We start from the raw sequence: 18,559 nt of genomic DNA, 5'->3' as shown, positions 1-18,559 counted from the left end.
ACGAAGGAAATAGTCCATGTACCTGATGATGGAATAGTCCACCGTCGGCTAAACATTCCATATGTACTGCAAGCATCTACTGTATGTGAGAGATTCGCATACAGCAGATGCGCTGTTGTTTTATTTTCACACCTGGAGAACGGGGGCTCTTGTTATGGGCACATTGGATTTCAGCGTACTGTTCAGACACTCCGATCGCTTTATGGAAGGATTTCTGAATACGATTCAAGTGAGCGTGATGGCTCTGATTGGCAGCTTTGTGCTGGGGGCCATTCTGGCGATCTTTCGAATCTCACCGGTCAAACCGTTGAACTGGTTTGGTACGGCCTTTGTGGAGTTTATCCGCAACATTCCGTTGCTGCTGGTGGTGTTTTTTTTCTATCTTGGACTGCCCTCGCTGGGTATTTCGCTGGATGGATTTGTCGCAGGCACACTGGGACTAACCATCTATACGGCCGTTTTCATCGCGGAAGCGATTCGGGCAGGCATTCAAACTGTACCTCGCGGTCAACTGGAGGCGGCACGTTCATCGGGACTGTCTTATGTACAGGCCATGAACCTGATCATCCTGCCGCAAGCGATCAAAATTGTATTGCCTTCCATTGGCAACCAATTTATTAATCTGGTCAAAAACTCATCCATCCTGGCCGTTGTGGCGGGCATGGACTTGATGTATTTTGCCGACATTGTGAACTCCGATACGTTCCAGCCCCTAAGCGTCTACACCATCGTTGCCCTATTCTATCTGACACTGACCTTACCGCTCAGCTTCCTGGTGCATTATATGGAACGCAGATTTGGACAGAGTGATGCAGAAGCACGCAAACCCAAAGGGAAACCGAAGAAAAACAAACCTGCCGGGCAGGTTACGATGTAGGGCATATCTAATCCAGTCACATGTGGTGATTCCCCAAGACCAGCCTTAAACAAGGCTCCACATGCCGTTTGGAATGCTCTATATTCTATGCTCCGTCTCCATGTTGCATATGTTTCGTCTTGAACATGTACCACAGCCTACGCGCATCACGCATTGAACATATATTGCTCACCGAAGGAGGCATCGGATGTATGGACTTTAGCGGGGCCTATGAATGGCCTAACCTTCGTTTCCTGTTGCAAGGATTTTGGGTGACCCTGCAGGTCGCGGGCTTATCCATTGTGTTCAGCTTTGTGCTGGGCACACTGCTCGGTACCATACGATTTACACGAATCCCCGTCCTCTCCCAGATTGTGGCGGTCATCGTAGACACCATTCGTAACCTGCCGCTGCTGCTCATCATCTTTTTTATCCATATCGTGCTGCCACAGCTTGGCATTAAAATGCCACCCTTTTGGTCCACGGTGGTGGGATTAAGTTTGTTTGAAGGCGCCATGATCGCTGAAATCGTGCGAAGCGGCCTTAAGTCTGTAGAACGTGGTCAAGTGGAAGCAGCCCGCTCCTCTGGCCTAAGCTACATGCAGACGCTCAGCGGCATCATCATGCCACAGGCTCTGCGCCGCATGTCTCCGCCCATGGTAAGCCAGTTCATCTCACTGCTGAAGGATACGTCACTGGCAATCATCATCTCCTTGCCGGAGCTAATGCGCAATGTGCAGATCCTCGGCGGTCAAAGCTTCGATTACATCATCCCGGCGTTGTTGCTCGCTGCTGCACTGTATTTCATCATCAACTACTCCCTCTCGATCGTCGCCAGAAGGCTTGAGGCGCGAATGAACTAGGGAGTTGAACCGTTGTTTTGTTTCAGTTGCTTGTGGCAACGGTTCGAAGCGAAGCTGCTCTAGTGCTCCATGTTGAACAGTTTGAGGCAACCGCTACGGTTGCTCGCGATTCAACTTTCCAGCTTCAATACTCGAAGTGGAACCGCCCAAAATATGAGCTAAGCAAAGCAACGGTTCGAAGTTTAAAAGCTCCAGTTCCACATTTTTCATGGAATTGGAGCTTTTGAATTCTAACGATCTCAGATGAGCTTATTTAGCCATTTTTGAGGCATTTTCAATTCTAACGATCCGTAGGAAGCTTATTTTGCTGATTCCGATCATTTTCCGCCCCATTCGGAGCAATCTCGGCAAAATAGCGTCACTGGGGATCGTTAGAATGTTTATGACTACTTTTTTGCCCGAATAAGGCTTCTGGTGATCGTTAGAATTTCATCACTGTGCGGTTACGCTAATCTTATACTTAATGTTTTAGGCGAGTATCACTCTCCTTCGTTGTCGTCATACCTCGCTTTCCCCCTGTTCCCTTACCCTCACTTCAACGCTCATTCTCCCCCGACTCTTTGCTCAGACCGTAGCATCATTTGCCCTCACTTCCCTGTTCCACTCCAATTGCCACACCATTTTGGCGCAACTCTGCTTGCAACAGTGATACAGGAAGATTCGCAGGCGCAAGTTTCAGCTTTACTGCCATAGCCGCAGCTGTTCCCGCAGCTTCTCCCGTTGCCATACAGCTTGGAGTCAGTCTGGTTGTAGCGTGAGCCTCATGTGTCGTGGAGATACAGCGTCCGGCAGCCAGCAAGTTGCTGATATTTTGCGAGAGCAGAGAACGATAGGGAATATCATACGCACCATCACCCTGAATAAAAGCTGCCGTCACGCCTTGTCCAGATGGATCATGAATGTCAACAGGATAGCCACTTCTGGCGATCACATCTTCGAACTTCCGCCCTGCAACTACATCGTCCTGAGTCAACGCATAAAGCCCAATGACACGTCTGGATTCACGAATACCGATCTGTGGGGCTACAGCCGAGATCGAAGCTCGTTCGAAACCCGGCACATCGTTCCGCAGAAATTCGGCAATCATCAGCACCTGCTTTCGTCCTTCCTGTTCAGCTTCGGTTAAATCCACAGCATTGGTGGCATCAAGCCCCTGCACCCGGGTACAGTTAATCAGCACTTCATCTGCCGCCGGTCCGGTAAAAAATAACACCTGATCGCGTTGAATCGGCACCGCCGCTTTCTTCCAGTGTGAATAGAAGCCGCTCACGCCCGTCAACGGAATCGTATCCAATTCGGCAAACGGTGTTTTCTCATAAAAATCCTCCGGATGCTCCTGCATATACTGCTTCACACGCCCGAGATCCACGCCGCGCATACGGAACTTCATCGTCATGGGCTGAGACTGGCTGTCTTCCTCCCGCCCCTTCGCTATAGCGGCCCCAGCCAGATAAGCCACATCCGCATCACCGCTCGCATCGACAAATACGTTCGCCTGAATCTCCAGCTGACCGGATTTGTTCGTCACTCGCACCGCTTCTACTCGGTCATCCACCGCAGTAACACCATCTACGAAGCTGTGCAGCAACAGCCGAACACCCGCCTCTTTCAACATTTCTGCCGCGACCACCTGATAGACGGCCGGATCGTACGGTGTCACGCTATGCACAAAACCAACCGTATCACGCAGATGCCCGGGAGAACCGCCGCGTGCCTGCAAGCGATCCACAATCTCCTGTGCAATCCCCCGAATGACCTGCTCACCCTGCTCGGTATGAAACGTCATCCACGGATAAACCATAGCAGCCGTTGACATCCCGCCAACAAATCCGTAGCGTTCCACTAGCACCACGCGAACACCCTGCCTCCCTGCTGCAATCGCCGCCGCTATTCCCGCGGGGCCGCCTCCGACAACGACAACATCCGCCGTTTCCCTTTTGACATTCGCCACTTCATTCAAATGAGCCCTCTCCCTTCCATACGATACGCTGCTCTTCCATATGAATAATGGATTGAATCCCTCTACCTACTCTCGCCCGATCCTCTTGCGCTCATCCCGCTCTCACCGTACTAAATCCATCCTTCTGTTACCTTTCAGTTCTCTCTCACTCTCCCCTTCCCTCCCAGTAGCTACACAATCTCCTCACTCCACCACAACCCTTTTCCCAAACCGTTACAAATGTTCACACCCCCTCATATTTATTACTTACTCCGCTTCCCAATCCCACTCACTCCTTCAATCCCGTCATCGCCACACCCTCAATGAAACGCCGCTGCGCCAGGAAAAAGACGATCAATAGAGGCACCGTCGCCATCACGGTTGCACTCATCAAATACTGCCAGGCCGTGCCCACCTCATCCGTGAACAGGGACAACCCCAGCGGCAATGTCATCAGCTCTCTCGAATTGATAAAAATCAACGGATCAAAGAATTCATTCCAGCTCGTCACAAATGTAAAAATAGTCAGAGTCGCCATGCCCGGCTTGGCAAGGGGAAGCATAATCTGCCAATAAATCCGAAACCGGCTGCAGCCGTCAATCATCGCCGCTTCCTCCAGCTCGGTGGGCACCGTAATAAAGAACTGCCGCATCACAAAGATGCCAAACACACCGCCCGCGCCAAAGATCGGCAGTAAAATCAGAGGAAGATGCGTATCAATCCACCCCAGCTGCCGCATAAACAGAAACATCGGAATCGCTGTGACTTCATGTGGAATCATCATCGCACTCAGCAAAATGAGAAAAACCACATTCCGTCCCTTAAACGGAATCTTGGCAAAGGCATACCCCGCAAGCGAGGCAAAAAACACCGTGCCAAGCACCACCAACGCAGAGATATACACACTATTCCCGTAAAAACGGTGAAACGGAATCAATCGAAACACATCGATATAATTCTGAAATTGCAAGCTGTCCGGTATCCACTGTGGTGGATAGGTAAATATGCTCTGCGGTTCCTTGAGGGATGTCGAGACCATCCAGATCAACGGAACAATCATGATCAGCGAAACTGCCGTCAGTATCAAATAGGTGCCAACAGCAGTCCCGAACCTCCGGCCTGTCAATCTAGGCATCGCCTTCACCAAATACCCACCTCTTTCGGAGCTGCCATTGCAGCAGCGTCAGAATCAGCACAATCAGGAACAGCACGTATGCAAGGGATGAAGCATAGCCGAACTGAAACAGCTTAAATGCTTTTTCCCAGATGTAATAGACCAGAACTTTCGTGCTGTTGCTCGGCCCGCCTTGGGTCATGACATAGATCTGTCCAAATACTTTGAGCGACCCAATGACGGTCATCACGACGGTCAGAAATACGGTCGGCGTGATCATAGGCAGGGTGACGTTGAAAAAAGAAGCCCTCCTACCCGCGCCGTCCAGTGTCGCCGCTTCGTACAAGGAACGCGGGACTTGCTGAAGTGCTGCAATGAACAGCACCATATTCAGACCGACATTTTTCAGCACACTCGTCACAATAACGGCAGGCATCGCCAGATCCGGATCGTACAGCCAAGCAGGACCTTTAATGCCCATCATCAATAGTAGCTGATTGATTAACCCCGACTCCGTTGCATACATCAGCTTCCACACGATGGCCCAAACAATTAATGATGTCATAACCGGGACAAAAATGGCCGTTCTGAAAAGGCCGATCCCTCGAATGCTTTTAGATAAGAGCAGGGCGAGCAGCAAAGCGAGTACTATATTCAGCGGCACCAGACCTGCCGTAAAGTAAACCGTATTGCCAAGCACTTCCCAGAACATGGCATCCGTCATAATATCCCGGTAATTGTCTAGTCCGATAAAATGGTGCTCCCCAAGCAGTGGCCAATCCGTCAGGCTCATATAAAACGCAAGCCCCATTGGAAACAGAAGCAGCAAAGTAAAGCCCAGCAGCATCGGTGAAATAAACAACCAGCCAGCAGTCTGCGCTTCCCTGGCGAGCGGCCCTCCACGTCTCCGCTTTTTGGATCGGCTCACGAGCCATCCCTCCCTGAACCCAAACCATCTAAAAGTTCCGTAGGATCGGGAGGGTCAGAATGTCCAGTCGCAGATGATTCCGGAACATCCCGTTCCGAGCCCAAAGGCTCCTTTTGCCCCAGACGGTCAATCGCATTGCGAAAGCTATTCACCGCTCTGCGCAGTTGATCCTCCGTTTTACCTGTAACCATTGCCCCGAGCATAATAGCTTTAATGCCACTGTGATGAAGCACGGGAACATCCTCCGGTACCAACTTACGCTGGGAAGGAACAAGTACCGGTACTCCGGCCTGCAAGACCAGCTGCCGATAATGAAGCACGTCCGCAAAGCTGAGCGGGGTGCCGTATTCTTTGCCGGGTACAATCGAAGCCTCCAGTGCAGTAAAACCGAAATGTGCAGCAGATGCCACCAGAGACACATCATACTCGTTGTTAATCGCAAACGTAGATTCCAGCCCATGGTCTTGCAACATAAAAGAAGGCAGATGATGCGCATAGATCGAGTAGAAATCAAAGCCTAGATCCGCCAGGCGCTCCACATCTTCTCTCCGTGTCCCTTCGATACTCCCGGATGGCACAACGCCGAATGGACCAGCGAACTCCGAGCGGATCGCCCGAAATACCTCGGTGTATTCATCCAGCGAACCAAAATGGTTGCCGCTTGCGCGATGGCCCACATTAAAGTGCACCTTCAGAGCATCCGCACCTTCCTCCCGTGCCGCCTGAGCCAGTGCGAGATCATTCCCGGGCAGACTGACGATGAGCGACAGCGGTTTTTGCTCCAGCATAGCTTGCAGTTGACCTGTCTTTGGCGTATTTTGCTTAGTCCAAAGTTGACCGACTTGATGTGAATGTTGCGGGTTCTGGGAGTTCTGCGCGTTCTGCCAACTCTGAGAAGGCTGCATCTGTTGCGACTCCTGTGTCTGTTCCGTCCTCTGCGACCGCAACTGCATCTTCTCCGTCTGCTGACCCTTCTTCATGTCTTCCACCTGGTTCATCCCCTCACTTCTCTCACTCTTCATACGCCTCATTCACTTTTTTCCGTCATTTTTCTTTCCGTCCTTTTCCTGTCCTCCCTACGCTCTATTCTCATTTACGCTTCATCTCCCGCACTCCTTCACTCTCCACCTCGTCAGGGCTGCAATATGCGCTGCACTTCCGTCTGCATTTGCTCCAAATTATTCTCTGGCGAGGCTGTACGGGCGAATAATCGGTCAAAACCTTGCAGTACCGCGTTATCAATATCCTGCCAGCGGATATGTCCCGGGATCAGACGGGCTTTCGGCATTTCATCAATGACCGCCTGCACGATATGCTCTTTGCTCGGGTTGTTCGGCTGCTGGATGAAGGCATCAGAGTTCAGCACCGAAGTACGCGCAGGCACAAAGTACGTCGCGGTGGCTTGCGTTCCCTGTTCACTGGCAAAATACTTCAGCAATTTTTTCGTCTCCTCCGGATGCTTGCTATCCTTAAACATCGCATAGCCCGCTTGCCCCAGCATCGGTACGCTGCCCTGTGAGCCAGACGGCATAGGTGCAATACTCCACTCAAAATCCTTGATCTCCCTTGCTTTGGACACGTAGCTGTAGTTATCGAAGAACATGCCCACATTGCCTGCATCAAAGCTCACCTGCTCGCCCGCTTTCGGGTGGGATTCATCGGTAAACATCATGCGCTCCAGCATGGCAAAGGTCTGTATTCCGTACTCATCATTCCAGGTAAACGCTGTCATATCTTCGTTGAACGGCCCGCTTCCGTTAGACCAGGAATATGAAGAAAGCACTGCCCAGGTCTTCCAGTCCCGAAAAAAGTTAGCCCCATAGATGCGATTCGCCGCATCCTTGCTGGTTATTGCTTTGGCAGAAGCCTCGAACTGCTCCCACGTCCACTCGCCTTTGGCAGCCAACGTATTCGGATCGGTCAGCCCAGCCTTGTCGAAGAGCGTATGATTATAAAACATCACCACAGGCGGTGTGGAAAACGGCAAGCCTAACAGTTGATCTCCCTCACGGAAGAGATCCAGCGTGCTGGGAATGTAATCGTCCAGCTTGAATTGTGCATCATCCTTGAACGCCGACACGTCGGCCAGGATGTGATTGGACTTGAACTGCGGTATCATGCGTTCCGATACCCAGGCCAGATCAGGGAGCGAGCCGCCAGCGGCAAGCACCGATATTTTCTGCTGATAATCGGCAAAGGGTACTGATTCCATCGTTACCTTGATGCCCGGATTTTCTTTGGTAAAGCCATCAATCAGCTTGTTGTACACATCAATGTGTGCCTGATTACCCCACATCATGAATTTCAGTTCTACCTTGTCGTTCTCTCCACCAGAGGCGTTAGAAGCCCCGCCCGTATTGCTGCTTGTGCATCCAATTAAAGCTGTGATCATAAGCGCGAGAATCAGCATCAGTCCTGCCTTTTTCATGGAAATCCCCCTTATGGACGTTATGGTATTCCTGTGCCACCTCAGTATATCGAAAGCGCTCTTTGCTCCTAAATCACGTCAGTTGCAGAAATGGTACGTTTTTTAAAGAGGTTTTTTCGAACTGTATCCATCACGATACTCCCCTGCCGTACACCCCATCTGCTGTTTAAAAACCAACATGAAATGTTTCGGACTCTGATATCCGGATAACCGGGCAACGTCATAGATTTTGAGTCCGGTGTTGGCCAGCAGCCACTTGGCCCGCTCCATTCGTGCCTCCGCGATATATTCGGAATAGTTGATGCCTGTCTCGGTTTTGAACAACTGGCTCAGATACGTCGGGTTCAGATTGACCAGTGAAGCAACCGTCTGGAGCCGCAGATCACCATCGGGATGCTGATGGATATGCTCTTTCACGCTGCGAATAATTTTGCGTGGTTCCCCGTGTTCCGGGTTGGCTGCGCCAGAGGTTTCGGGGATAGGAAGTGTAGAGAGACCGGTTCTGCGGTCCAGCAGCAATTGCATTTTTTGCAAACATTTCACCAGTTCATGACGTTCGATTGGCTTCAAAAGATAACTTAATACCCCGTGTTCCATCGCCCTGCGTGCATATTCGAACTCTCCGTACCCGCTAATGATAAGCATCAGCAGATCAGGGTACATCTCTCTTGCTAATGAAACCAACGTCAATCCATCCATCTCGCGCATACGGATATCCGTGATTAATACATCCGGCACTTCACAACGCAGTACCTCCAGTGCCTCGGCTCCGCTTGCCGCTTCCCCCACCACCTGAAACTGAGGGGACGCCTGTACAATCAACTCTCGTAATCCCTGACGAATTACCGTTTCATCCTCCACCAGCAGCACTTTATACATGCGTATCAATCCCCTTTCCGTTGAAGGTGAATGGATAAGGTAACAACCAGCCCTTGCCCGGGGCTGCCATCAACACTTAGTCCGCTGTCTTTTCCATACACCAGATGCAGCCTTTGAGCGATATTGTGCAGGCCCAGGCTCTCCCCGGCACGACGATGCAGAATGGGATTAGCGGGTGAGTGCACGTTTTGTCCAGAAAAGGTCTGTCCAGAGATAGAAGCATTTAACCGATCCAGCTCCTCCTGTTCCATTCCTTTGCCGTTGTCCCTAACACTGATGAGCAGTTCCTGATCGAATAAAACGGCAGATACCCAGATCATACCTCCCGTGCCGCCGCCTGCTAGCCGTCCTTCAATCCCATGGCAGATCGCATTTTCCACCAGCGGCTGCAGGATCAGCTTGGGAACAAGACAGTCGTTAACTTCTTCCTCCATGTCATAGATGATCTCCAGTTCACCGTTGTAACGCACTTGCTGAATTCGCACATAAGAATCGACAAACGCCAGCTCTTCCCGCAGCGTCACCATGCGATCTGCCTTATCAATGGTATATCGCAGTAGCCTGCCAAGCGCTGTCACCATTGCAGATACTTCGGCATGCCTCTGGCGGACAGCCATCATGTTGATCGACTCCAGTGTGTTGTATATAAAATGAGGGTTCATCTGGCTCTGTAGCGCCGACAGCTCTGCTTCCCGTTCCTGAATTTCGAGCATATACACCTCATGAAACAGGCGGTGAATCTCCTCCATCATGCGGTTAAATCCTCTGCTGATCTGCCCCAGTTCATCACTGCTGTATTGAGTAACCCGCTGGCTGAAATCACCCTGTTCCACCCGAATCATATGATGTTTCAGACGAATAAGCGGACGCGTGACTCTATAAGATACGAGTACGGCAAGGGTCGCTACAGCCGCCATACAGAGAAGGGCAAGTCCCATCGTAAAGGTCAGCATCTCCCCCGACTCCTTTTGAATGACCGTAATTGGCGTCAGGCTGATCACAGACAACCCCGAATATCCCGAATGATGCCTTACATGGAGGTAGGAACGTCCATCCAGTTCTATCTTCTGATTGTCTGCATAATCCTGAAGCTTTCCATGGGATAACAAAGGAGCATAAGCGGATAACCCGTCTGTAGACGTTTTTTCAAAAATAAGACGATGCTGGCTATCCACGATCATCAGACTTGCCTTTTGCTCAAAATTCAGATTGGATAATAGCTGTCCAAAGGCCTCCAGCCGGATATCGATCAAAATGTACCCCAGCCGCTGGAGCGTCCCCGGATCACGTAGCTCTCTGCCCACGGTGATGTATTCCGCTTCCTGACCACTTACGTAGTAGCCGGGAATATGCGGGGGAAGCAAGTGCCATATGCCTTCGGTGCTCCTCAATTCGGAAAACCATTTCTCTTGGCTGCCGTCCCAGACGGGTTTGACCGCAAGGGAGTCCAGATTGGAGAACAGGATACCGCTGTTGCTGATCAGATGAATGCCTCGAATCTCTGGCCGATCATAGGCTTGAGCTGACGTATACAGCTTCATTTTTTGATAATCATCCGACTTCGCCCACGTCCCTGAACCCATCGAACCATCGTACTTCCTCAGGATGCCAAGAACGGTCTGGTCATAGAGCGGCAAGAGCGACAACCGCTCAAAATCCTTGAGCATTCGGTTCAGATTGGTGTTGATCTGCCGCACCATATCAATGGTGAATTGCTCTGTCTTGCGATCCAGTGTCTGCGAAAAATGGGCGTAGCTCATCACCCCCTGCAAGCTAAGCGGCAAGAGAGTCAATGCCAGAAAAAGCACTAGCAGCTTGGAGCGCAGGTTTATGCTTTTTCGGATTGAACGAACAAAGTTCAACGTCCTTTCTGCCATTCACTTGTCCCCCTCCTTCGTTTCATTGTATGAGACCTCGCTGTTGTTCGATGAGACGGTTCAATCCGTTGGAACCAACAGATGCATCCATTCCGGATGAATTGAGGTCATCATATCCAGTTTAGAGATGTCGTGACGATCCTGTAAGCTATGGATTTAGTACGGAATTTAAAGAGGAAGAGGCTTGAGCGCTGTTATCAGGGGAATTGGCGGGAGCGTGATTTAACTTTCGGAAAACATTAAAAAGCCGACTTCAGCATTGCGGTCGACTTCTTTTTGGTCACAATAAAAAACCGACTGCATTAAGCAATCGGTTGTCTCTGCATCATATGTTTTTTATATTGGAATCGATAATATTCATTGATTAGCTCATCCAACACCATGGACTGTTCGAGGACTTTGTTATCCTGCATGCCATGATTCTCCGCCAACCGACGTAACTTCTGCCTATCCCGTTCAATTCGATCTTTGATCTGCTTCGGTTCACCCATAGCATGCACCCCCTCGTTTTACATCATTTTAGGATACATTGCCAAAAAATTCATATTTTATTCCTTTGCAAAATCAAATGATTGTTTGCAAAGGTTTAGTTTCATAAGTTTAGTATTTTTAAAAGTGCCCATTACTCCAAACCACCTACAACATATGGATACGTGATCTTATGTTTTATCCACATATCGTGATCCATCCACATTTCACTAAAAATATCACACTATGATTTAGATTATCCTTATGTTTTTGTTCCTACTTGATTCAGAAACGCCAAGTCAGGATTCACCCCATCACCCATTTTAATAAATGTCTCATATGATCCCTTGATGAATGAAACCCATTGAGGTCGAATGCAATTCCTGTCATATCAATCAGATATTTTCTAACTGCTGCAAAAGTGATTCCTGTGGTGATTCGGTGTTAATTGCCTTAAATAATCAAAACAAAAAGAAATAGACCGCCCCGCTAAGGTATGGTCTATTTCAGCTACCTATGCACAGCCACCGCCCTTAGAAGCGGCTGTTGTAAAGAGTAGGGATGTTATCGCATCCTTGCTCTTTTTTTATTATCTCCAGTTTAGCACAGTTTGTTGCACAAGTTAACTCTTTACTGGTAATTATTGTCGTACAATTTTGAGTAAAAGGCAAGTGGCAAAGCTGGTAGATGATCTCCTTCTCATCAGGAATACCTTGTATTTCTGACGGACGTTTAATCACATTTGCGATCAGATCAAATAAAGTCTTTTTGTCAGACCCATTTTTTTGCTGCTACAATTTAGAAAACAGGGCTGTCCCTAGCCAATTTTATGACTTATGGGACAGCCCCTGCCTTATTTATTTCGTAATGAATTTGCTAAATACAACATTAACATCCCTAAAAATATTAATAATATTCCTTCAATTTTATACGACCAAATCTCTGAGTTTATAAAACTACCAAAGATACCAAAGGTATCAGACTTTACATTTTGGTATTCTGCAAAAACCAACATAGCTTTGTCCATACCCCAATCAGTACTTTGAGCAATAAACTGAAATCCAATAACAAATAATACAATAGAACAGATAAGGGGAACTAAGAAATTCATTTTACTTTTCAAATTTAAATTCTCCTTTAGTAATATAATATTGCTATTGTATGCGTTATTAAATTACCAAAATTGTGAAATCAAGTCTAGTCATCAACCAATAGTATCTCGCCAGTAACAGTATAACCCCGTTGGTTCTTTACATTCATAAGTACCAATATAAGAATCAGAAAAAAAGCCTTGTTTCCATATCTGAAACGAGTAGTAGTTATATGTTGGTGCGCAGTAAATGGTGTATGTTTTATTCGCAGGAATTTGGATTGGGCCGTATGTTTTGTTAAAGTTACGAGTTGCCTGGTAGGTTGTGCCTAGCTTAGCAGCAATCTCTGCACCTCCCAACCCTGCTTTAGAAGAAATTTCAGCAGAGAACGTAGTAGCCACACCATCAACAACAGACAAGGACAAAGGTGCTGGACCTTTTCCAACCGCACGCTCAATAACGTTTCCAGTAATTTGGGTCATATCAATGTTTTTCAGATAGTAATCTCCTAACGCAGAAGGATGCACCTGATCGCTTGATAGATTGGAACGCGTCTTATCAAAAGGAACATAATACCCCGCAATAATTGTTTCAGAATCTAGTCCTTGTGAAATAGCTTTCTCTTTAAAATTAGGATCAAAAATACCTATTGTACTTGTTTGAGAAATATCATTATTAATCACTATTTCAGGCGTATTTGTACTTAAAACTTGTCCTTCAGATGAAGCAGCTGCCACCGTTGAACATGCGGAAGAAATCATAAGTGCTGTTAATAAAATTTTCCCATAATTTTTCATAGATAAAACCTCCATTTTTTTCATAATTGAGATTGTTACCGAAACAATTATATAATTGTTTTCAAAATATACTTATATATACTTTTTATGAATAATATAATAATCATTAAATTCTAACTGGTTATTAGAGGCTCATCCTCCTTACCATCCAAACACTACTTTTAGTTTGACTACGTTTTCTTTAATGCCACAAATCTTTTTTTCTTTATGTTCACTCCTAGAGTAAATCGATTATATTCATTAATTAGCTCATCCAACGCCATAGACTGCTCAAGCACTTTCACATTCGGGATTCCATATTGATCTACCAAGCGACTCAATTCTTGCCGACCTTGCTCGATTTGGTCTTTTAAGATACTCAGTTCTCTCATGTCGTGTACCCCTCTAGGACATTCTAGAAAAACATTTAATATGAGTAAGCTATTTAGTTTTACTAATGACTACAGGTGCTTTTTAGAACATATTATGTTTTGCATAATATTGTAAAAAGAATTCTTTAGAAAAGGCATTGCGCTCTGCCTAATCCTTTTTCAAAACACAAAACAGCCTACCTTAGAAGCAGATAGGCTGTTTGTTTTATTTAATATTTATCGTCTTGCATAATTGTGAATACGTCTCTTGCTGAGACAAACTAGCTTGCTGTCTGTAAGTTCCGTATAAATCAACACATTTTACTGTCATGTGATCGTCTTGGATCTCTTATTTCTCAGAACGTATATTTGGCATTGTTTTTCACCTTCCTCCTCGGACATTTAATTATCAAAAAGTTGGTGTGCTTAACTTTTCTATTACATTTTTATACTTTTTCATTTGTGTTTCATTGGCTTCGCTCCGATACTCTCCGTACATATCCAAACATTTAATGCACATCAGATCATCTTTACTTGAAGATGAGAGCTCTAAACATATAAGTAAGGCATCCAATCCAAATGAATAATTACGTTTTTTCATTTGATACCTTGCCAATTCATAATAAAATTCTTGATGCAGGCGGTTAAACATTTGATCGTTATATCCACTTTTATTATGCATATCCGTATTAATTAATTTGATCTGATTCTCGAATCGAATCAAAGCATAGTCAATGTTAAAGGAATACTGATTAGCTGATTGCAATATATTAACCAATCCAGCTAATATTTCTGGCGGGTTTTTTTCGATATAATCCAAATAAGAATCGATTACATTTTCTTGACCAAGCATTAATTGGTACAACAGTCGATTACCCTCCCCCCATTTTTTGAATAAATCTATTATTTCTTGATCCTCTTGTGTAGGATTCTCAATTTCAATTATCCTCATGTATTTCTGCATATACTTTATGGCCTTATCAAATTCCCTGCCGGTCTCATATACAGTTGATATCATTAAATTTGCGTAAGCTGCATATGTAAAAAGAGGATAGCCTGTTAGTCTTCTTTTATTTTTTCGCCTACGAAATTGCATTTTTAATTGAATCTCTGCTTTCCGCTCCAGTTCCCGTGCCCATGCATCAACTTTGTCCCACATATGTATCGCAATATACACATTACCCAAGTCTTTAATTGCATCCAATTGCACTTCTTCATTTAATTTATCAATATATGGTTCGAACTTTGCTGCGGCATTAAGATTATCAAATTTACTCAGTGTTTTATGAAGCAGGAAGATACGGTACTGGCAGAGGGCCAACCGTTCCGAGTGTTGATACTTCTCACTGTCAGCCACACATTCATATAAAATGAGTGCCCCTTCATTCATGCTTTTATTATAGAGACTCTCTGCCACATTAAATAACTCATCAATATAGGATTGATCATCTGTCACATGAGTAATAACTTGTTGTATAATATCTAGCTTACCAAGTTCAGCGCAACGATATATAAAAGGTTCTAATCGCCTCCAATGGGGCGCAGATTCAATAAAACATTCAACTCCATACATTTCATAAAAGTATCCCTGTTCCAAACCCATTGCTGATGTGATTTGGTCTAGTTGATTCATTGACATAAGTCTGGTTCCTTTGATGATCGCACTTAATGTACCCACATTAATGTCAGCAATTTCTGAAAATTTCTGTAGCTTATATCCCTCATTCTTCAAGTAATCTTCAATGTAGGAACGTATATTGGACATTGTCTTCATCCTCCTCCCCAGATGTTTTACTATTGAAAAGTTGGTACACTTAACTTATCTATTAGTTTTGTATACTGCTCTTCCTGGGTCTTACTGGCGTGGTTTCTGTATTTTCCATATAAGTCAATGCATTTGATACACATTAGATCTTCATTACATGAGGAGGAACGTTCCAAACTAGTAATTAGATGTTCTATTCCCTGTTCAAACTGGCTTTGATTTAATCTGTATTTTGCTAGTTCGTAGAATAAGCGTATATACTTAAAATTTGTTGCCTGTTCGTTATATAATCCTTGTACATAGCTTTCTTCTTTAATTTGATCAATGTGATTTTGGAATCTATTCAATGTATAGTCAATATTGTAAGAATACTGATTTGCCGCCTGTATAATATACGTGAGTACTGTTAAAATTTCGGCATGATTAATATCTAGGTAATCCAAATAACGATATAATAATTCGAAATCACCAGATAGTATCTTGTATAAATATCGATTCCCTTCAGCCCAGCCCTTGAATCGCTCTATCAATTCTTGTTCTTCCTCTGTCGGGTTTTTAATTCCATCCACAATATCCTCATAAACATCTGTGTACTTCAAAGCTTGTTTGTATTGCTTACGTTCTTCAGATACATTTGCCATGAGCAGATTAGCATACGCTTTATAAGTAAATAGAGGATAAAAGGCAACTCTAGTTTTCCTTTTCCGGCTCAAGGATTGAAGATGAATTTGTAAGTCAGTTCTTCGAATTGACTCCTCAGCCAGCTCAAAAACCTTATCCCATAGATTCATTGTGCTATACAGGTTAGCTAAATCTTTAAGCGCATCCAATTGCATTTCCTCATTCAATTTATCAATATAGGATTCAAACTTTATTGCTGCATTCAGGTTAATGAGTTTATTCAATGTTTTCTGAAGCAGGAAAATACGGTACTGGCAAAGGGCCAACCGCTCTGAGTGTTGATATTTCTCACAGTCTGCAACACATTCATACAGAATAAGAGCTGCTTCTTTTAACCCTTTAGCAAAAAAGCTCTCAGCTACATCAAATAACTCTTCTATGTAGGATCGATCATCCGTTACATGAGTAATTACTTGTTGTATACAGTGCAATTCACCTAATTCAGCACACTCGTGTAGGTATGGTTCCAAACGTCTCCAGTGAGGCGATGATTCAATGAAGGATTCTACTCCGTAAGTTTCATAAAAATAACCCTTTTCTAATCCCATTGCAGAAGTGATCTGATTCAGTTGGTTCATAGACATCGGTCTGCTACCTTTAAGAATGGCACTTATTGTCCCAACATTAATCCCAGTAATATCGGAAAAGTGCTGCAACTTGAGAACGTTCTCTCTTATGTATTTCTCAATATGTATTGTTATCGTAGGTACCGCTTCCACGATTTCACCTCCATTACCTAAATCACTTATAATTCAATAACATATAATAAATGTTATTTTAATCCTGTATTTTACATTGGTCAATCTATGAAAATACAAAAAAAGCTTACTCTCAATACTTGAAAGTAAACCTCATTGACAAATTAATATATCTATGGCGTTATAGACTTCCTCCACCATGATGATGAGCTAACATTTTTATAATTACATCACTATCAAAATTCCCCATTTCACCCAAACTAATAATCATAAAGCTAAGCAAGATTACATATAAGATTTTCTTTTTTTTCATAAGATTTCTGAACCTCCATCATTATAAGTTTGTATTGATGCTCGATTTCAGTGTTGCCCATGTTTTTGTATTTCTCATATAAAGAAATACAATGAATAATATCCGTTTGATTATTTAATCTTACAGACTCCCATAGACAGTCCATAAGTTGCTTCAAACCCTCGCGATATTCATGACGATTCAAGTGATATAGAGAACGTTCTAGTAAAAATGTAGCATACATCTCACTCTTTATCTGTTCTGTATATCCTTTTGAATGGTTAATTTCGGAGTTAATGCGGTCGCTAAATTTATACAAAGTCTCATCAACATTTTGTTCAAACTTATTAGCTGCTTCTAAAATATTAATTAATGCAGGTAAAATTTCCTCTTCATTTTGTTCAATAAATTCTACGTAAGCAGGTAAAACTCTGAAATCACCTATCATTAATTTATATAAATAAGTGTTAGCTTCTGTCCAACCGGCAAATTTGTCAATGTAGATCTGATCTTCTTCATCCGGTTCAGAGACTTTAGCAAGCTTGGCATAGAGTTCTGTATAGAGCAGAGCCTCTTCATAACGTCCCTGCCTTTCACATGCCATTGATTTAAGCAAATTGGAATAAGCTCTATATACGAACAAAGGATAGGCAGTGAGTCTATCACTTTTGTCTATTTTTTTCTTTGTATATGCTTGCAAGATTTTCGTTTTCTGATCTAATTCTTCAGACAGATCAAATACCTTGTCCCAATACTTCAAGGCCAGATACGTATTCGCCAAATCCTTAATCGCATCCAGTTGCCTCTCTTCATCCAGCCGATTAATATACGGCTCGAAGTGCACGGCGGCACGGAGGTTATCATGTTGATTCTGGCCGAGCGAGAGGGTGAAGATGCGGTACTGGCAGAGGGCCAAGCGCTCGGAATGCTGGTATTTCTCGCACTCCGCTACACATTCATATAACATGCGGGCAGCTTGTTGCTGACCGCGCTCCAGCATACCTTCGGCCATCTCGAACAGTTCGGAGATATAGGAGCGATCGTCCGTTACTTGTTGGATCACCCGCTGGATGCAGTCCAGCTTGTCCAATTCTGCACATCTTTGCAGGAAAGGCTCAAGCCTTCGCCAGTGTGGAGCCGACTCTACGAAGCACTCCCCACCATACGTCTCGTAGAAATAGCCTTCCTCCAGATTCATGCCCTGGGTAATCAGATCAAGCTGCGCCATGGCGATGGGGCGTGTTCCCTTAATAATGGCGCTAAGCGTCCCAGCGTTCACTCCCGATATATCTGCAAAATATTGAAGGGTATATCCCTGTTTCCTGATGTAATCCTCAATCGTTGAGCGTATCGTAGTTGCAGGTTCCATGTATCCCACCTCCACAATTAAAATCCAGAAATTTGAATTTATATGATTAGACCAATTTTAATCCTAAATTTTACAGTGGTCAATAACAATCGTGGCAATAAATTTACATTTTTATGCAAGCACAAGAACTTCTACATCTCCAGCTTGCCTTCGCCCCGAATTGC

16 protein-coding genes are annotated in these 18,559 nt (G+C 45.0%); 2 read left to right on the top strand and 14 right to left on the bottom strand.

Annotation, left to right across the window (positions count from 1 at the left end):
* The first annotated feature begins 154 nt into the window (after positions 1 to 154).
* Positions 155 to 877 (top strand): amino acid ABC transporter permease, encoded by a 723-nt coding sequence (locus EC604_RS18125; RefSeq protein WP_123065495.1) that lies wholly within the window; start codon positions 155 to 157, stop codon positions 875 to 877.
* A 191-nt stretch (positions 878 to 1,068) separates the two neighbouring features.
* Positions 1,069 to 1,719 (top strand): amino acid ABC transporter permease, encoded by a 651-nt coding sequence (locus tag EC604_RS18120; RefSeq protein ID WP_123065494.1) that lies wholly within the window; start codon positions 1,069 to 1,071, stop codon positions 1,717 to 1,719.
* 577 nt (positions 1,720 to 2,296) lie between these two features.
* Here EC604_RS18120 and EC604_RS18110 read toward each other — a convergent pair.
* The 14 genes from EC604_RS18110 to EC604_RS18045 all read right to left on the bottom strand — a co-directional run bounded on the left by EC604_RS18110 (position 2,297) and on the right by EC604_RS18045 (position 18,395).
* Positions 2,297 to 3,679, bottom strand: coding sequence for an FAD-dependent oxidoreductase (locus EC604_RS18110; protein WP_123065492.1), 1,383 nt, complete (start codon positions 3,677 to 3,679; stop codon positions 2,297 to 2,299).
* 268 nt (positions 3,680 to 3,947) lie between these two features.
* Positions 3,948 to 4,793 carry a carbohydrate ABC transporter permease gene (locus EC604_RS18105; RefSeq protein WP_123065637.1) on the bottom strand — a complete coding sequence of 282 codons (846 nt, stop codon included), beginning with the start codon at positions 4,791 to 4,793 and terminating at the stop codon, positions 3,948 to 3,950.
* Positions 4,786 to 5,619 carry a carbohydrate ABC transporter permease gene (locus EC604_RS18100; RefSeq protein WP_430538808.1) on the bottom strand — a complete coding sequence of 278 codons (834 nt, stop codon included), beginning with the start codon at positions 5,617 to 5,619 and terminating at the stop codon, positions 4,786 to 4,788. The genes EC604_RS18105 and EC604_RS18100 overlap by 8 nt, the downstream gene beginning before the upstream one ends.
* A 77-nt stretch (positions 5,620 to 5,696) precedes the next feature.
* Positions 5,697 to 6,722, bottom strand: coding sequence for a hypothetical protein (locus tag EC604_RS18095; RefSeq protein WP_240037002.1), 1,026 nt, complete (start codon positions 6,720 to 6,722; stop codon positions 5,697 to 5,699).
* 110 nt (positions 6,723 to 6,832) lie between these two features.
* Positions 6,833 to 8,128, bottom strand: coding sequence for an ABC transporter substrate-binding protein (locus EC604_RS18090; protein ID WP_123065490.1), 1,296 nt, complete (start codon positions 8,126 to 8,128; stop codon positions 6,833 to 6,835).
* Positions 8,129 to 8,230: 102 nt separating this feature from the next.
* Positions 8,231 to 9,007, bottom strand: a complete 777-nt coding sequence (locus tag EC604_RS18085; RefSeq protein WP_123065489.1) for a response regulator — start codon at positions 9,005 to 9,007, stop codon at positions 8,231 to 8,233.
* Positions 9,008 to 9,012: 5 nt separating this feature from the next.
* Positions 9,013 to 10,884, bottom strand: coding sequence for a sensor histidine kinase (locus EC604_RS18080; protein WP_123065488.1), 1,872 nt, complete (start codon positions 10,882 to 10,884; stop codon positions 9,013 to 9,015).
* A gap of 302 nt (positions 10,885 to 11,186) precedes the next feature.
* Positions 11,187 to 11,375 carry an aspartyl-phosphate phosphatase Spo0E family protein gene (locus EC604_RS18075; protein ID WP_123065487.1) on the bottom strand — a complete coding sequence of 63 codons (189 nt, stop codon included), beginning with the start codon at positions 11,373 to 11,375 and terminating at the stop codon, positions 11,187 to 11,189.
* An 830-nt stretch (positions 11,376 to 12,205) separates the two neighbouring features.
* The gene (locus EC604_RS18070; protein WP_123065486.1) at positions 12,206 to 12,475 is read right to left on the bottom strand and encodes a hypothetical protein; all 270 of its coding nucleotides are present in this window, start codon (positions 12,473 to 12,475) and stop codon (positions 12,206 to 12,208) included.
* Positions 12,476 to 12,556: 81 nt separating this feature from the next.
* On the bottom strand, positions 12,557 to 13,240 hold the full coding sequence (locus EC604_RS18065; protein ID WP_123065485.1) for a hypothetical protein: 684 nt from the start codon (positions 13,238 to 13,240) through the stop codon (positions 12,557 to 12,559).
* 170 nt (positions 13,241 to 13,410) lie between these two features.
* Positions 13,411 to 13,611 (bottom strand): aspartyl-phosphate phosphatase Spo0E family protein, encoded by a 201-nt coding sequence (locus tag EC604_RS18060; RefSeq protein WP_123065484.1) that lies wholly within the window; start codon positions 13,609 to 13,611, stop codon positions 13,411 to 13,413.
* 388 nt (positions 13,612 to 13,999) lie between these two features.
* Entirely contained in the window at positions 14,000 to 15,355 is a 1,356-nt protein-coding gene (locus tag EC604_RS18055; RefSeq protein WP_123065483.1) for a transcriptional regulator, read from the bottom strand.
* 29 nt (positions 15,356 to 15,384) lie between these two features.
* Positions 15,385 to 16,755, bottom strand: a complete 1,371-nt coding sequence (locus tag EC604_RS18050; protein WP_123065482.1) for a transcriptional regulator — start codon at positions 16,753 to 16,755, stop codon at positions 15,385 to 15,387.
* A 254-nt stretch (positions 16,756 to 17,009) separates the two neighbouring features.
* On the bottom strand, positions 17,010 to 18,395 hold the full coding sequence (locus EC604_RS18045; RefSeq protein WP_123065481.1) for a helix-turn-helix domain-containing protein: 1,386 nt from the start codon (positions 18,393 to 18,395) through the stop codon (positions 17,010 to 17,012).
* Positions 18,396 to 18,559 lie beyond the last annotated feature (164 nt).

Source organism: Paenibacillus amylolyticus (genome assembly GCF_003719335.1).
Lineage (GTDB): Bacteria > Bacillota > Bacilli > Paenibacillales > Paenibacillaceae > Paenibacillus > Paenibacillus amylolyticus_D.
This window is presented reverse-complemented; position numbering and strand designations above follow the sequence as displayed.

Coding starts and splice junctions, on each gene's coding strand:
- EC604_RS18125 (WP_123065495.1), top strand. CDS start 155: ATGGGCACATTGGATTTCAGCGTACTGTTCAGACACTCCGATCGCTTT.
- EC604_RS18120 (WP_123065494.1), top strand. CDS start 1,069: ATGGACTTTAGCGGGGCCTATGAATGGCCTAACCTTCGTTTCCTGTTG.
- EC604_RS18105 (WP_123065637.1), bottom strand. CDS start 4,793: ATGCCTAGATTGACAGGCCGGAGGTTCGGGACTGCTGTTGGCACCTAT.
- EC604_RS18100 (WP_430538808.1), bottom strand. CDS start 5,619: ATGCTGCTGGGCTTTACTTTGCTGCTTCTGTTTCCAATGGGGCTTGCG.
- EC604_RS18095 (WP_240037002.1), bottom strand. CDS start 6,722: ATGAAGAGTGAGAGAAGTGAGGGGATGAACCAGGTGGAAGACATGAAG.
- EC604_RS18090 (WP_123065490.1), bottom strand. CDS start 8,128: ATGAAAAAGGCAGGACTGATGCTGATTCTCGCGCTTATGATCACAGCT.
- EC604_RS18085 (WP_123065489.1), bottom strand. CDS start 9,007: ATGTATAAAGTGCTGCTGGTGGAGGATGAAACGGTAATTCGTCAGGGA.
- EC604_RS18080 (WP_123065488.1), bottom strand. CDS start 10,884: ATGGCAGAAAGGACGTTGAACTTTGTTCGTTCAATCCGAAAAAGCATA.
- EC604_RS18075 (WP_123065487.1), bottom strand. CDS start 11,375: ATGGGTGAACCGAAGCAGATCAAAGATCGAATTGAACGGGATAGGCAG.
- EC604_RS18065 (WP_123065485.1), bottom strand. CDS start 13,240: ATGAAAAATTATGGGAAAATTTTATTAACAGCACTTATGATTTCTTCC.
- EC604_RS18060 (WP_123065484.1), bottom strand. CDS start 13,611: ATGAGAGAACTGAGTATCTTAAAAGACCAAATCGAGCAAGGTCGGCAA.
- EC604_RS18055 (WP_123065483.1), bottom strand. CDS start 15,355: ATGTCCAATATACGTTCCTACATTGAAGATTACTTGAAGAATGAGGGA.
- EC604_RS18045 (WP_123065481.1), bottom strand. CDS start 18,395: ATGGAACCTGCAACTACGATACGCTCAACGATTGAGGATTACATCAGG.